Genomic DNA, 13683 nt, shown 5'->3' with positions numbered 1-13683 from the left:
GGTTTTTGTATTTTTAACGATCTAGCTATTGCAGCAGCACATTTAATAAATACAGAGCAAGCCGACACTGTTTTAATTTTTGATTGCGACGTACACCAAGGCGATGGCACAGCACAAATCACTCAAAACCATGACCAAATTATTACCTGCTCAATTCATTGTGAACAAAATTTTCCTCGTAATAAGCAAGAGTCCACCTACGATTTTGCATTGCCCGCTAAAACAACCGACGCTGAGTACCTTGCTACATTAGAGCAAGCACTCGATTTTTGCGTGCGTATTCATAACCCCGATATTATTTTGTATAATGCAGGTGCTGATATTTACACAAAAGACGAGTTAGGCTTGTTTGAAGTATCACTAGATGGCGTATATAAACGCGACTTTTTTACTCTCAACTTTTGTAAGCAACACCAAATCCCACTAATGTGCGGCCTAGGCGGAGGTTATCAACGTAATTTGAGCTCACTAATTAATGTTCATAAACAACTATTTAAAGCCGCTATCGATTTATAGCAAGCCATAGTATAGACTCAATTAAACTGATTATTTTAAAGCGGTGGGAATATGCGATTACACGAAGACATACACAACTATTACGAAAAGATTGTAGTCGAGGAAGTTATCAAACTTAAACTTGATGAAAAATATGATGAAGATGTAATGGCTGACTTTTGTTGTACGGTACTAAATCAGCTCCCGCCACGATATATTCGCTACGATGTAGATATGGCGTTTTATTTACCGCAATCAGAACGCATACATATGGAACAACGTGTACAAACCGCAATAAACGTTGCCATCAGCCAAATATCAAAAAAGAAAGAGTTAAATGACAAGTCCACTTGATCAAGCCCCTACACATATGAAACTTGCAGTAGATTTAATTATGATACTAGAGCAACACGATGTTGCTCCAGAAGAAGTACTTAAAGCACTTGAAATAGTTAAAAGCGACTTTGAAAAGAAGCTAGAAAAGTCATAACTCTATTCTATTATCTGTATGTCGTGCTCGGTAACGCTACCTTCGTGCTTAGTGCAATCAATTTTCTTGAATAAATCTTAACTTGATCTGTCAGATTCGAATAATAGAACTCAATCGAATCTGACAGTTGTATATGTGTTGACTCAAAGTCGCTGTGTTTATTTTGGGAAAGATCAGAAGCTATCTACATATAACACCATATAACATATGTATATGGTGTTATAAGGGGACAAAAAGTCCACTGAGTAAAGCTGTTTGAAACACTTAAAACTACCAAATCAGGTTTACAATTGCATCCTCTAAGTGTAGTTTGTACCGTTCCATATCAGCTTGAATTTTTGGGTTTTTCATGACATCACTACAAATAAAAGTTTCTAGTGGCTCCATTCCTAAAAACTGATTTGCTTTGTGCACTGGCAAATACACACCATCTATCCCGACTCCTTCGAAGAACTGCTCATTATCAATGAAAGCTTCCATTGGGGCGTTCCACGTAACAGAAAGCAAGTATTTTTTACCTTGAAGTAAGCCGCCAGAGCCATAGTTCTTTGAACTATCACTTCTAGACCTACCGTCACTTTCATACAACTTCCCGTGTCCGGCGGTGAAAACCTCGTCCATGTACTTTTTCACAGTCCATGGAGGCCCCATCCACCATGCAGGCATCTGAAATATTACCAAATCTGCCCATAGCCATTTAGATATTTCTTCATCAACATCATAGCCTTTATCGATAGTCGTATTACTAATATTGCAGTTTCTCTGTCTAAAGAAGTTTTCAGCAAAGGCTGCAAGGGAACTATTCAGTTCACCTTTAGAGTGAGCGAAACTTTTTCCGCCATTTAATATTAAGACATTTTTCACTAGGTGCTACTTCCAATTCTTTATTAGCATTTCACTTACAACCCACTAATTAATAAAGCTCTTAGAATTAATCGATTTGATATCTTTTAGTTCGGACAGAATTTCTTCACCAACTTTTCGAGCAGATTGTGGGTTTTGACCAGTAATTACTCGCTTATCATTCACTACATTTTCTACCCACGCTGCACCATAAATGTGCTTTGCACCTCTAGAAATTAAAGTATCCTGTAGTGAAAACGGAACCACATCTGTTAGTCCAATATTTGACTCTTCTTCGTTAGTAAACGCAGCTAATTTTTTTCCTTCAACGACGTATTGTCCGTTACTAAGTTTTACATCTGTAAAAGCAGCTGGCCCGTGGCAAATAGCACTTACAACACCGCCTCTTTCATATATTGAAGCGGTTAACTTATTGATAAGTTCATTGTTCGAGAAGTCCCACATTGTTCCGTGTCCTCCTGCATAAACTACCGCTTGATAATTTTCACTGTTTACATCTTCAATTGCTATGGTGTTTATAATTGAAGCCATAAGTTTTTTATCATTGATAAACCTAGCATTATCTTCGTCTGAAAAATCTAGACTTTCAGGGTCTATTGGTGCCATTCCACCTTCAATGCTAGCAACATCAACTTCAAAGCCTGCATCAGCAAGAACATAATAAGGGTGCGTTAATTCACCTAGCCAAAATCCAGTTTTCATATCTAACGAACCCATCTTATTGTGGCTAGTCAATACGAAAAGGACTTTATCCGCAGCAAAGCTTGGGGCAGCGAAAACTAGCGTCATGAATAATAATAGAAATTTCATAATATCTTTCTCATACAAATTTAACCAACGGACTCGTTGGTTACATATTTAATACTTTACCAACTACCAATATTTGGCATTGAAGCCCAAGGCTCAGCTTGTGGTAGCGGCTCACCTGCTTGTAACAACTCGACTGAAATATCATCTGGGGAGCGTACAAAGGCCATGTGACCGTCTCTAGGAGGTCTATTTATTTCGATACCTAGTGCCTGTAAATGAGCGCATGTCTCATATATGTTTTGAACCCTGTATGCTATGTGCTCAAAGTTTCGTCCAGAATATAGAGAATCAGGATCCCAGTTATACGTAAGTTCAATTTGAGCGCTTTCATCACCTGGTGCAGCTAAAAAGATTAGAGTGAACTTATCTTTAAAGTAGTCTTTCCTTTTAAGAATCTTCAACCCTAAACCTTCACAGAAAAACCTCAGTGATGCTTCAATATCTGATATGCGCAGCATTGTGTGAAGATACTTCATTTATCACAAACCTTAAAACACACGAGCTGTTTGAATATCGACTGATAGCACTCTATCTTCTAATGAGGCTTGTAATTGAAGATAATGCGGCAGACTCTTATGTTGTTCTAAAGAATCTATGTCACGCCACATTTCAACCAATGTGATCTTTTGTGAACCATTCGTATCAGGGTAAACATCATAACGCTCGCCCCCATCTTCAAGCACACTTTCACTTGCGCACTTATAAATTGCGTTTAAAACGGTGTTGTAATGCTGTGTTTCACATAGGATATCCACAAAAATCATAACTTCATTGTTCATTTTTAACCTCTATTTTGGTGTATAAGGCTGCTTACACAGCCTTTAGTTCAAGAAGAGAGAATTAACGTTCAATGACGATTTTGCCTGTAGCTAATCCTGACTCTAGACGAGAGTGAGCAGCTTTAACTCCATCCAAAGTGAAAGGGAAAACACTATCAATCAAAGGTTTAACTTGGCCTTTATCTACAAGCCCAGCAAGTCGGCGTAGAATGTCACCGTGAGTATCTCTATAGATATTGTGAATAATCGAAATCGCCATAAATACAAGATCTAACCTAAGAGCCTTAAAGTGCATTTCAGTTAAGTTATAATCAGCATAACCAATTGTAGAAATAACATGCCCTTTCAGTTTTGCAGCGATTAGTGAGTTTTGCAGAACTGGCCCACCCACTGTATCAAATACAGTATCGAAACCATGACCATTGGTTAATCTTTCAACATATTCCTTTGGTTCTTCTTTAGGGAATAGAACCGTTTCGTCTGCACCCAATTGTTTTGCAATTTCTGCGCGTTCTTCATCTACAACAGTCGTTGTAACATGTGCACCTAGCGCTTTCGCAAGCTGTAGACCGATGTGGCCTACACCACCTGTACCACCATGAACTAAAACTTTATCGCTCGGCTGGATTTCAGCTCGACCAATAATTGCTTCCCAAGCGGTAATTGCTACTAAAGGCAAGCTAGCCGCTTCACCAAAGCTAAGCGTTTTAGGTTTGTGTGCTAATAATACAGCGTCAGCTTCAACCTTATCAGCTAGAGTACCTGGAATGCCAACAATACCACCGACACAGCCATACACTTCATCACCAACTTTGAAGTTAGTTACACCTTCACCAACTTCACTGATTACACCCGATACATCCATGTGAAGAATTGCAGGGTAAACCATACCAGCAGTACCTTCACTGCCTTTACGGATTTTAGTATCTACAGGATTCACACTTGTCGCTTTTACATCAATTACGACATGACCACGTTTTGGTTTTGGTGCATCAACTTCGATTTCGTGTAGAACATCAACATCACCATGACCATTAATTGCAATTGCTTTCATAAAATTTACCTCTTTGTTATTGACGAAAGTGATATTATCAACATAATTAACTACCAGAAACACACCAAAGGTTTAATGATTAATTCCGAAAGGTTGATAATGTGATTGATTCCATAGAAGAGCTGAAGATATTCAGTACGATTTTTGAACTCAAATCTATCCGAATGGCTGCTGATGCTCACAATCTAACGGCTGCGGCAGTAAGTAAAAGGTTGATAGCGCTCGAAAACAGACTGAGTGCGAAATTATTTTATAGAACAACTCGGACTCTTAGTCCGACATTTACAGGTGAGAAGTTATATAACCATGCACAAAGACTGTTAAGTATTAGTGATGAGATTGAACATGACCTTGACCCAACTAATACGTTAAAAGGAAAAATAAAAATAACTGCGTCGGCTTCTTTTACGCAAAGCTATTTATTACCTGTGATTAGCAGCTTTTTAAAAAATTTCCCGCAAGTTAATATTGAAATCATTTCTACTGACAGCTTGGTAAATTTAACTGAACAAGGTGTTGATTTAGCTGTTAGGCATGGCCCTTCGCGGGACTCATCGTTAATAGGTCAAAAGCTATCCGATACAAAGAGAGTCTTATGTGCAACGCCGAGTTATTTAGAAAAGAGAGGAGTGCCACATTCACCTGAATATTTAACAGAGCATACTTTATTAACCGTTGGTAATGAAACTAATTGGTCATTCATTAGAGAAGGTGAACGGAAAACAGTTAAGTTAAACCCTGCCTTTTCTTCTAGCTTAGGAGACAGCGTTTTGAGTATGGCGGAATTAGACCACGGTATCGCGCTTTTGTCAGATTGGCACATTAAAGAAAGTGTTGCTCAAGAGCGCTTAAAGGTTATTTTGGAGGACTGGGAATGCGACCCCTCAATTTCAATTAACCTGTTATATCCTTCTAGGAAAAACCAATCGATAATAGTTAAGAACTTCATTGACCACTTGAAAAAGTGGATAAAAAGTAATCCTCTTTAAATATAAACTTTGCTTTTTTGGAACTCTACCACTGCAAGACGGTTGCTATTAGAATTTAGAGGCTTTCCAGCTAACGAGACTGTAACTGATAATTTTACAAAAATGCGCTAGAGAGGCCGCCCGTTATTCGCTCATAGCTGCTTGTCAGATAAAGTCTAAACTATTTGCGTTTACTGTCAGATTAGATGTGAGCTACTACATTTAACTTCACCAAATGTACGCCTAGGCGGAGTTGAACGCCGACAGGTCATATTTTGTGCTTTAACGCCAAATTGCGTTATATACAACTCAACTGTTTCGTCTATTTGTTGTTTTTGCTGCGTAGTCGCTGCACTGTAAAATGCATCGTATTGCGCAGACCAATTCTCAACCCCCGCTTCTTTTGCAACACCTAGCCAGCCCATTCCGAGTTTAGTAGATTGCTCCAAGTATTGGCCTTTTAAAAACATGAATGCCAACGTATATTGTGCACTTTTATAGCCAAGTGCTGCCGGCTCTTTTAAATCATAAAAAGCTTGCTCGTATAGCCCCTTTTTATACGCTTTAATACCATTGTATTCTTTTTTCTTCATTGTATTGTCGCTGTATAGGCTAACAGGGGTCGACCCACACCCACCTAATAAACCTACAGCCAAAATTGCTGCAACCGATACACATTTAGCCATAACTAGTCCTTTATTATTTTTATATGCGAGTACCGAATCTGGCTTACACTCTTTGCAAAGCCTGCTATTGTGTAATCCAATTTGTATAATTAAAATACTATCATGAGCTTAGCAAGTCTACTTCGGTTATTTTTTCTGGCTGCAATTTGGGGCGCGTCATTTTTATTTTTGCGAATGGCAGCTACCAGCTTAGGCCCAGCGGTGTTAATAGAATTTAGAGTTGGCTTTGCCGCACTCACCCTCTTTATTGTGGCGCTTTACTTAAAGCGCCGCTTGGCGTTTACTGAGCACACAAAACACTTTTTTATAATAGGCGCGTTTAACTCTGCTCTGCCGTTTTTATTTTTTGCTTACGCAGCCCAAACTATTAGCGCATCCACACTCTCAATTTTAAATTCTACAACACCAATATGGGGTGTTGTTGTTGGAATTTTATGGACAAAAACAAAGCCCAATAAAAGTATGGTGATTGGTTTACTACTGGGTTTAATTGGCGTAGTTATTTTGGTTGGGCAAAATCATTTTGTGTTAAATAGCCAATCAATTTTGGCCATAGTAGCAGCATTAAGCGCATCACTTTGCTATGCCATTGCATCGCATTACACTAAAAACGCGCCTAAACTGCCCCCATTCGATAACGCCCATGGCTCAATGTGGGCTTCAAGCTTTATGGTATTACCGCTTATCTTATTTATGCCAATACGAGAAATACCAAGCACCAACGTTATGCTAGGTGTACTCGTATTAGGAGTAATGTGCACCGCACTTGCTTATATTTTATTTTTTAAATTAATCGAAGATATAGGCCCTACCTCGGCGTTAACAGTCACTTTTTTAATTCCGCTATTTGGCATTTTTTGGGGGCATTTAATTTTAGATGAGCAAGTTGGGCCAAATACATTATTAGGCGCATTATTTGTCATTGTGGGCACTATGCTGGTTACTGGTTTCTTACCACGAAAGAAGCACTTAGCTAAAACAAGCTAAGTGCTTATATCAAGCGCTTTTACCAAAAAAGCTTACTTTTGCGCCTTTTTGCTTAAGTTTTCAATTAAGTCTTGGGCGCTAAAACTGTTGTCGCTTGGCTTTATACCTTTGCCCATTTTAATATCAATTAAGGTGTGCACTTCTTTGCGTTTATCATTGTTACTTACCTGTACGCCTACGCTGCTTGTTGGGCGTGCACGAGTTTCGCAGGTTAATAAACCACAGCTTCGCTCATATTGCTGGCTTTGTGATGCACTAATAGATGACGCGGGAGCTTGCGATTTAGACTCAACAAAGGTTTCTTTGTTGGTTACAACAAACCAATCGTAGCCTTGTGCTTGGGTAAGCTCAGCCGCGCGTAATAATGCATAGTCACCGGCATCGGCTACATTATTTGATACGCTTTTAAACTCTACTCGGTATTGATCGTCGCTAATTTTTTGCTCGCTGTAACCTTGTGAGCCATTATTTGCGGCGCGATAATCAGGTTTAGATGCACAGCCCGCCATAAGTAAAATACTGATAATTAAAATAGATGTTTTCATAGTTCACCTCGTTTTATACACATTATTATTTGTTTAACTGCCACTTTGCGCTAATTGCTTGCTGCTCTTGCGCTCTATCGAGTGGTGCGCCGCTGATCATGCTATCTATAACAGCATCTAACTCACTGTTATTAGACGCCGTTTGATATTGCGCGCCATTGTTACTTTGCTGCGTAGCTGTTTGCGCTTTAATTTGCCAACCGCTTTGCGTTTTACAAGCAATGCTTGTTTGCGTTGTATTATTTGAGCTTAGTGCATACTGCCTACAAAGCTCACCTTGCTGATTTTTAAAACTAAGCTGTGCACTAAATAGTGAGCCATCACTTTGCTCAAACACACCACTACTTAGCTGCGTATTAAGGGCTGAAGCTGTATTGCTGGCTACTAAGTTTTGCGCCTCACTGGGTTGTAAATAGCTCGTCATTGCAATACCAAATACCACAGCTACGCTTGCTGCTATTGCTATACTTTTATTAGCCGATTGCTTAACCTTTTGCCAAGGCGTTAACGTTACTACATTACTGTTTAACGTGTTTTTTGTCGTTGCTGTATCAAGCTTTGCAACCGTTTTAGCTAATGAGTCACTAAGTGGTGCGTCGTCAATACTTGTTGCGTGCTCTTTTACTAACATGTCTACTTCGCTTAGCTCTGCAAGTCGCATTACTAGCTCATCATCGGTTTCAAGGGCTTTACGCACTTGCTCCATTTCGTGCTCGCTTAGTTCTGAGTCTAAAAAGGCGCTAAGTGTTTCGTCGTTAATGTTCATACTTGCTCCTTTTTAAAGTCGGGTTTTATTAAATTATAAAGTGTACTGCGTGCGCGCGATAATTTACTCATTACACTGCCTATAGGTATATCTAGCGTATGTGCTACCTCTTTATAAGCCATGCCCTGCACTGCCACCAGCGATACTATGGCGCGTTGTTCTTCGGGTAATTGCCCAAGTGCTGTATTTACATTTTTAAGCATTTGTTTGTTTTCGAGTGTTTGGTGCTCATTACTTGTTATTGGCTCTGGTAATATATCGGCCTGAGCCGTATTTTGCCTTACCTTGCGTGAGCGGTATTCATCTATCCACACATTACGGCAAATTTTAAATGCCCATTTAGCAGGCTCAACGTCATCTGGAATACCTTTTACTAATAGTTTTTCAATTGTTATTTGCACTACATCGTCTGCATCTGCTTTACTACCCGTTAGCGAATAGGCAAAACGCCTAAGCATGGGCAATAAGGTTTTTATAGTTTCGTTCATTGATTTTTACCCCTTTTATAAAGAAGACGATTCAAAAAAGCATTTATTCCCAAATAATCAAAATAATTTAAATAATGAAATATTTCTATGTGTTAAACGTTAACTAACCAGCATGATAAATTTAATAGAAGTAACCCACTATGAATATTATAAACACACGCGTTAAACACATAATAACCGCTTCGCTTTGTATATTTAGCGCAACGAGTTCAGCCAATATAGTAAGAGTCGATCAGGTGCTTGGGCAGCTAAACCCAATAGAGCAGCGTATTGAGCAAACTATAGAGCGAGCACAGCGCCTGCCGCTTCCGGTGCCTGTTCCACAAATATCGATTGATGAACTAAAAGCGCAAATAAGTGAGCCAATTAGCAGCTTACCCAATGTGCTTAACATTAATATAAATAGCCAAAACACCGCATTTGTTGAAGTAGAGCTTGAAAACGGCTTTAGAGCAATAGAGCGCCAATGGTTGTTAATGGCAAATAGCCAACAACTTAATACCCTAAAGCAGCAAAATGTAACCATTGTATCGGTAAAAAATTACAACGCACTTAATATGAGCTTAGTACGCTTTAACGCACCGCAAGGTGTTAATTCTAAAAGTGAGTTATTAAAAGTGCTTAACTTAGATGAGTCTGCAATACTTGACCGAAACCACATTTACCAAGCGCAAACAGGCGAGCCTACCGCAAAAGTAACACCAAATAAGCCTGTTGCTCCTTACTGCACACAAAGCGTAAAAATTGGCATGATCGACAGCGCAATTAATACCAAACACAACGCTTTTAAAGGCGCAAATATCACCACGCAAAGCTTTTTACCTAAAGGGTTAAGCTCGCCAAATTTACACGGCACCGCCATAGCGGGGTTAATTACAGGTAAAGGAGCAATGCTCAGCCCGCTTTTAAGCAGTGCCAAGCTTTACAGTGCCGAGGTGTTTTATAGGCAATCTGAATATGCACAAGGGGCTACATTATTTGCCATAGTAGAGGCACTTAACTGGCTAGTTAGTAATAAAATCCCCGTAATAAATATGAGCCTAACAGGGCCAAATAACGCAATTTTAGAAGCAAGTATTACTGCAGCAATAAAACAAAACGTATTAATTGTAGCTGCTGCGGGTAACCAAGGNCGCAGCCGTTATACCCAGGCGCGTATAAAAGCGTGATAGCGGTAAGTGCTATTGATTCAAAAAACCACATTTATAGATGGTCAAATAAAGGCGATTACATAGACTTTGCAGCCCTTGGTGTAAATGTTGTTACAAGCCAAGGCAATGGAAAATTTGGGAGGGAGTCGGGTACGTCAATGGCGGCGCCGCATGTAAGCGCGGCATTAAGTTGTTTATTGTTAAAGCATGGGAATAATAAAACCAAAGCACTTAACGAGCTTACATCGCTGGTCGTCGATTTAGGCGAGCAAGGCAGAGACACCACCTTTGGTTATGGCGCCATTTACCCACCTAAAAGTGCACTTTAACTGACGCCGATAAAACCGACTGAGTATAGGTATTGCTACTAAGTTTTGATTGATAATCGCCATATTCAGCCTCGGCTATTAGTGTTACGTGCTCAAACACAGCTAGGTTATAAAACGCATTAACTACATTTCGGTGCTCATCTCGCGACGGTATTTGCTCAAAAAAATCATCCGTTGTTTGCTCATCGTAATCTTTATTTTGATAACGCCAGCCAGCCCCTACTTTGTTAGCCACATTAAAGGCCGTAAATTTGTGCGTAACTTTAGTCGTAAAGCCGTAGCCGTTAAAGTCGTATTGGTCGTCGTCGGCGTTTTCTTTATCGGCACTTAGCGCTGTCATTAGCATGGTTTGGCCATTATTTATAAAATGATAAAGCGCTACATCGGCACCTACACCATCGGCATTACGTGCTTTTGCATTAGCAAAACGTTTAGTTTTGGTTTTTATGCTCATACGTAAATACGTATACGGGTTTAAAAAATGGCCATAGTAGGCGCTGGCTTGATTAAAATGTAAAAATGTATCGCCATCTACATTTGCTTTTGCACCATCGTAACGAACCCCTACCTCGTGATTACTAAAGGTATAGCTGCCATCTAAACCATATTGATGAAGCTCTAAATCGTATTGATCAAACTCATCGTAGTCTTGTTGTTCAAACCGATAGCTTGAGGTTAATTTGGCGCCTTTGGTTAATTGCCATTTTGCATTAACACCGGCTGCGGTTTTTATGCCACTGTCGCTTTGTGACGAAATATCGTCAAGCTCCTGAACAGAGAGCGCTGAATTGCTTAATACCCCAACTTCAGCATCTGCATTTAGCTCAAAGCTACTTTTAAAGGGTTTATTTTGCTCAGGTGTTTTAACGTGGTTGGTTTGTGCAAGCACCGCTTGGGCACTAAAAACACACAATGTGGCGGTTATAACTGCTTTCATATTTATTCTCCAACAGGCCGAATAGGTTTCCCTATTCGGCATTTGTGCAAACACGCGGCGTATTAAAGGCCTAGATCTAAGTCGTTAGTAATGTTGGTTACTACTTCACTTGCGGTGCTAAGTGCTACATCGTTACTAATTTGATCAGTAACCGCTGCACTCACCTGCCCGCTAACACTTTGTTGTACCGTGCTTTGTAAACTGCTAACCGTACTATCTTGCACACTGGCAATTAAAGATTGCTGAACACTACTTACAACTTCATTACTGGTATTAATTGCATCACCTACCTGCAGTGCAGAACTTACTGAGTTTGCAGCCGTATTAGTAATTGCTAATTGGTTTGTAAGCTCACCCGCATTAAGCGCTCTCGCTGCATCAGCTTGTATTACTGAATCGGTAGCGCTGCCCACATTTGAAAGTAAAGAGGCATCTGTTGGTGTATCAGTAGTATCAGGCTGAGCGCCTTGATCAGAGCTAACAGAAAGTAATGACGATTGGCTCACTGCAGTCGTTAAATTACCCGCCGATGAGGTTAACTGCGCGGTTGCATCAAGTGCTGTATTGACTGTGGTATTGCCTGTGGCATTAAAAGACGATGCCGATGCATTCAATGAGTTATTTAAAGATGAGCTGGCAGATGCAACTAATGAATTTGCAGGCTCTGCGGCCTCGCTGCTTTCTTGCGCTGAAGTTTGTGTATTATTTGCCGTTGAATCTGTAGCTTGCGAGTCATCAGCCGTTACTTGTGTATTGCTAGATGCGTTTGTGTCATTGCTACCACTGGCTGTTAAACCGTTTTGTGAAAGCGCAATAGATGTAGATGTTTGTTGCTGCGCCGACGTTGACTGGGATATTTCAATATCAGCGGCCTGCACTGCACCTGTAAAAGTACACACACCGCTTAACATCATTACGCTTACAATTTTATTTAATTTAATCATTGTTTTGTCCTCTAGTTTGTCGGATTGACATAAAGAAGACGATTTACAAAAACACTTTATTCCAAAATAAATTAAAAAATTACAATAAAACTACTTTTTATTTAAATTTCATATAGTTAAAAAACAATACGCTACTGCGTTTGCGTTTCACTATTTTGTATCAGTAATAACAGCTCGGCAGTGGCGGTTGCATCGGCCAATGCGCGGTGATGGCTGGTTAAATTTAAGTTAAAATGCGCGCTAAGGTTACCAAGCGAATACGACTTTAAGCCTTTAAACGCTTTGCGCGATTCAACCACGGTGCACATTTTTGGCATTTTAAAAAAGTGCCCTGCCATCTCGCACTCTTTTTTAATAAAGCCGTAGTCAAAATTAACGTTATGGGCTACAAAAATACTGCCTGCGAGTATATCTAATAGCGGCTTAACTATATTGGCAAATACAGGCGCGTTGTAAACCATACTGTCGCTAATACCGGTTAATGACGTAATAAAACCAGGTATATGGCGCTCGGGGTTAACTAAGCTTGTCCAAGTATCAATGACTTTACCGTGCTGCACTTTAACAATGCCAATTTCGGTAATTCGGTTGCCGCCTTTTAAGCCGCCCGTGGTTTCTATATCAACTACGCTGTAAACACGGTTTGGGTCTACAAACCACTTAACTGCGGCAATATGTACCGTAAAGCCCACATTTTTTAAATTATCTATGGTGGTTAATTGGTTGCGCCTAAGCTTATCGCCTGGGGCTTTTACCTCTTCAAAGTGTACTTGGCCATTATTAATGACCATTAAATCGGGGTAACCGTCTTTTAGCTGTAAATAATGTTTACTCATGGCTGCTAAGTGCGCAATTAGTGCCTCAAGTGGGCTGTTTAAAATAAGCGCCTCTAGTGGCTCTAATAAATTGCTGCGCCATCTAAATAAGCCATTGGGCTGATCAAAGTATTGCGCTGCATTTTTGCATACTAAATTAAGTAATGCTTGCGACGTTTGGCACTGAGCTAAGCGCTCGTTTATCTGTGTTTGCTGCGCTTCATAAAAATTACCAAGCCTTAATACTTGCGGATAAATATCAAACTCATTGCATGGCGGATAAGGCGACTCCACAAATAACTCGTGCCAAAATACTAAACCAAACAAACTTTGCCAAAGCGTGTTTTCGGTATTAAATACAGCCATACCTTCGCGAGTATAATAATCGTTTACGCCCTGCTCTACTTCACCTCGGTACAATTCATCTATTTCTAGCACGCACTGAGTGTCGGCAAGCATGGCACTTAAACGCGAACGTGTTTTTTTATTAAACTTACGCATTAAAAAATCGTCAGCAAAATAAAGTAAATCATCAGTAAGTGGGTTTTCGATAATGGCTTCTAACCGTGCTTTTA

Annotated in this window: 19 protein-coding genes; 7 read left to right on the top strand and 12 right to left on the bottom strand. The window is 39.9% G+C overall.

The features are described 5' to 3' along the window. From L652_RS0110695 to L652_RS1000000124535, 3 genes are all read left to right on the top strand, one after another. A partial coding sequence (locus tag L652_RS0110695) for a histone deacetylase (RefSeq protein WP_024603449.1) occupies nt 1-516 on the top strand: 516 nt, incomplete at its 5' end. Nucleotides 517-567: 51 nt separating this feature from the next. Next, nucleotides 568-849 carry a late competence development ComFB family protein gene (locus tag L652_RS0110690; protein ID WP_002958257.1) on the top strand — a complete coding sequence of 94 codons (282 nt, stop codon included), beginning with the start codon at nt 568-570 and terminating at the stop codon, nt 847-849. Beyond that, nucleotides 833-985 (top strand): DUF2496 domain-containing protein, encoded by a 153-nt coding sequence (locus tag L652_RS1000000124535; protein ID WP_076914928.1) that lies wholly within the window; start codon nt 833-835, stop codon nt 983-985. The genes L652_RS0110690 and L652_RS1000000124535 overlap by 17 nt, the downstream gene beginning before the upstream one ends. 270 nt (nt 986-1255) lie before the next feature. Here the strand turns inward: L652_RS1000000124535 and L652_RS0110680 are convergent, their stop codons facing one another. The 5 genes from L652_RS0110680 to L652_RS0110660 all read right to left on the bottom strand — a co-directional run bounded on the left by L652_RS0110680 (nt 1256) and on the right by L652_RS0110660 (nt 4492). Next, nucleotides 1256-1849, bottom strand: a complete 594-nt coding sequence (locus tag L652_RS0110680) for an NAD(P)H-dependent oxidoreductase (RefSeq protein WP_024596768.1) — start codon at nt 1847-1849, stop codon at nt 1256-1258. A 45-nt stretch (nt 1850-1894) separates the two neighbouring features. After that, nucleotides 1895-2659, bottom strand: a complete 765-nt coding sequence (locus tag L652_RS0110675) for a type 1 glutamine amidotransferase domain-containing protein (protein ID WP_024596769.1) — start codon at nt 2657-2659, stop codon at nt 1895-1897. Nucleotides 2660-2715: 56 nt separating this feature from the next. After that, a complete protein-coding gene (locus L652_RS0110670; RefSeq protein ID WP_024596770.1) occupies nt 2716-3135 on the bottom strand; it encodes a VOC family protein in 420 nt (139 codons plus the stop codon). A 12-nt stretch (nt 3136-3147) separates the two neighbouring features. Further along, nucleotides 3148-3438 (bottom strand): antibiotic biosynthesis monooxygenase, encoded by a 291-nt coding sequence (locus L652_RS0110665; RefSeq protein WP_024596771.1) that lies wholly within the window; start codon nt 3436-3438, stop codon nt 3148-3150. A gap of 61 nt (nt 3439-3499) precedes the next feature. Further along, on the bottom strand, nt 3500-4492 hold the full coding sequence (locus L652_RS0110660; RefSeq protein ID WP_024596772.1) for a zinc-binding dehydrogenase: 993 nt from the start codon (nt 4490-4492) through the stop codon (nt 3500-3502). 101 nt (nt 4493-4593) lie between these two features. Between L652_RS0110660 and L652_RS0110655 the strand changes: the two genes are divergently transcribed. Next, complete coding sequence (locus tag L652_RS0110655) at nt 4594-5481, top strand: LysR family transcriptional regulator (protein WP_024596773.1); 888 nt, start codon at nt 4594-4596, stop codon at nt 5479-5481. Nucleotides 5482-5657: 176 nt separating this feature from the next. Here the strand turns inward: L652_RS0110655 and L652_RS0110650 are convergent, their stop codons facing one another. After that, nucleotides 5658-6146 (bottom strand): sel1 repeat family protein, encoded by a 489-nt coding sequence (locus L652_RS0110650; protein ID WP_024596774.1) that lies wholly within the window; start codon nt 6144-6146, stop codon nt 5658-5660. Nucleotides 6147-6248: 102 nt separating this feature from the next. Between L652_RS0110650 and L652_RS0110645 the strand changes: the two genes are divergently transcribed. Further along, complete coding sequence (locus L652_RS0110645) at nt 6249-7133, top strand: DMT family transporter (RefSeq protein ID WP_024596775.1); 885 nt, start codon at nt 6249-6251, stop codon at nt 7131-7133. A 32-nt stretch (nt 7134-7165) separates the two neighbouring features. Here L652_RS0110645 and L652_RS0110640 read toward each other — a convergent pair whose 3' ends face one another. From L652_RS0110640 to L652_RS0110630, 3 genes are read right to left on the bottom strand one after another with little or no spacing between them, the layout of a single operon-like run. Beyond that, nucleotides 7166-7678 carry a hypothetical protein gene (locus L652_RS0110640; protein WP_002958265.1) on the bottom strand — a complete coding sequence of 171 codons (513 nt, stop codon included), beginning with the start codon at nt 7676-7678 and terminating at the stop codon, nt 7166-7168. 25 nt (nt 7679-7703) lie between these two features. Beyond that, nucleotides 7704-8444, bottom strand: coding sequence for a hypothetical protein (locus L652_RS0110635; protein WP_024596776.1), 741 nt, complete (start codon nt 8442-8444; stop codon nt 7704-7706). Further along, the gene (locus L652_RS0110630; protein ID WP_024596777.1) at nt 8441-8932 is read right to left on the bottom strand and encodes an RNA polymerase sigma factor; all 492 of its coding nucleotides are present in this window, start codon (nt 8930-8932) and stop codon (nt 8441-8443) included. The genes L652_RS0110635 and L652_RS0110630 overlap by 4 nt, the downstream gene beginning before the upstream one ends. Nucleotides 8933-9072: 140 nt before the next feature. Between L652_RS0110630 and L652_RS1000000125715 the strand changes: the two genes are divergently transcribed. Then, nucleotides 9073-10101, top strand: a complete 1029-nt coding sequence (locus L652_RS1000000125715; RefSeq protein ID WP_343223419.1) for a S8 family serine peptidase — start codon at nt 9073-9075, stop codon at nt 10099-10101. Next, a complete protein-coding gene (locus tag L652_RS1000000125710; protein ID WP_343223418.1) occupies nt 10098-10412 on the top strand; it encodes a S8 family serine peptidase in 315 nt (104 codons plus the stop codon). The genes L652_RS1000000125715 and L652_RS1000000125710 overlap by 4 nt, the downstream gene beginning before the upstream one ends. Here the strand turns inward: L652_RS1000000125710 and L652_RS0110620 are convergent. The 3 genes from L652_RS0110620 to L652_RS0110610 all read right to left on the bottom strand — a co-directional run. Further along, nucleotides 10396-11349 carry a hypothetical protein gene (locus L652_RS0110620; RefSeq protein ID WP_024603448.1) on the bottom strand — a complete coding sequence of 318 codons (954 nt, stop codon included), beginning with the start codon at nt 11347-11349 and terminating at the stop codon, nt 10396-10398. The two genes, L652_RS1000000125710 and L652_RS0110620, sit on opposite strands and share 17 nt — an antisense overlap. Before the next feature lie 62 nt (nt 11350-11411). Continuing rightward, nucleotides 11412-12293 (bottom strand): hypothetical protein, encoded by an 882-nt coding sequence (locus L652_RS0110615; RefSeq protein ID WP_024603447.1) that lies wholly within the window; start codon nt 12291-12293, stop codon nt 11412-11414. 131 nt (nt 12294-12424) lie between these two features. Beyond that, a partial coding sequence (locus tag L652_RS0110610) for an exonuclease domain-containing protein (RefSeq protein ID WP_024603446.1) occupies nt 12425-13683 on the bottom strand: 1259 nt, incomplete at its 5' end.

Source organism: Pseudoalteromonas sp. TB25, assembly GCF_000497995.1.
GTDB classification, from domain to species: Bacteria; Pseudomonadota; Gammaproteobacteria; order Enterobacterales; family Alteromonadaceae; genus Pseudoalteromonas; species Pseudoalteromonas distincta.
Note: the sequence above shows the minus strand (reverse complement) of the source record. Positions and strands in the feature narration are given on the sequence as shown.

Excerpts from the sequence above, each read along its gene's own strand:
- L652_RS0110690 (WP_002958257.1), top strand. The coding sequence starts at position 568 with ATGCGATTACACGAAGACATACACAACTATTACGAAAAGATTGTAGTC.
- L652_RS1000000124535 (WP_076914928.1), top strand. The coding sequence starts at position 833 with ATGACAAGTCCACTTGATCAAGCCCCTACACATATGAAACTTGCAGTA.
- L652_RS0110675 (WP_024596769.1), bottom strand. The coding sequence starts at position 2,659 with ATGAAATTTCTATTATTATTCATGACGCTAGTTTTCGCTGCCCCAAGC.
- L652_RS0110670 (WP_024596770.1), bottom strand. The coding sequence starts at position 3,135 with ATGAAGTATCTTCACACAATGCTGCGCATATCAGATATTGAAGCATCA.
- L652_RS0110665 (WP_024596771.1), bottom strand. The coding sequence starts at position 3,438 with ATGAACAATGAAGTTATGATTTTTGTGGATATCCTATGTGAAACACAG.
- L652_RS0110660 (WP_024596772.1), bottom strand. The coding sequence starts at position 4,492 with ATGAAAGCAATTGCAATTAATGGTCATGGTGATGTTGATGTTCTACAC.
- L652_RS0110650 (WP_024596774.1), bottom strand. The coding sequence starts at position 6,146 with ATGGCTAAATGTGTATCGGTTGCAGCAATTTTGGCTGTAGGTTTATTA.
- L652_RS0110645 (WP_024596775.1), top strand. The coding sequence starts at position 6,249 with ATGAGCTTAGCAAGTCTACTTCGGTTATTTTTTCTGGCTGCAATTTGG.
- L652_RS0110640 (WP_002958265.1), bottom strand. The coding sequence starts at position 7,678 with ATGAAAACATCTATTTTAATTATCAGTATTTTACTTATGGCGGGCTGT.
- L652_RS0110635 (WP_024596776.1), bottom strand. The coding sequence starts at position 8,444 with ATGAACATTAACGACGAAACACTTAGCGCCTTTTTAGACTCAGAACTA.
- L652_RS0110630 (WP_024596777.1), bottom strand. The coding sequence starts at position 8,932 with ATGAACGAAACTATAAAAACCTTATTGCCCATGCTTAGGCGTTTTGCC.
- L652_RS0110620 (WP_024603448.1), bottom strand. The coding sequence starts at position 11,349 with ATGAAAGCAGTTATAACCGCCACATTGTGTGTTTTTAGTGCCCAAGCG.
- L652_RS0110615 (WP_024603447.1), bottom strand. The coding sequence starts at position 12,293 with ATGATTAAATTAAATAAAATTGTAAGCGTAATGATGTTAAGCGGTGTG.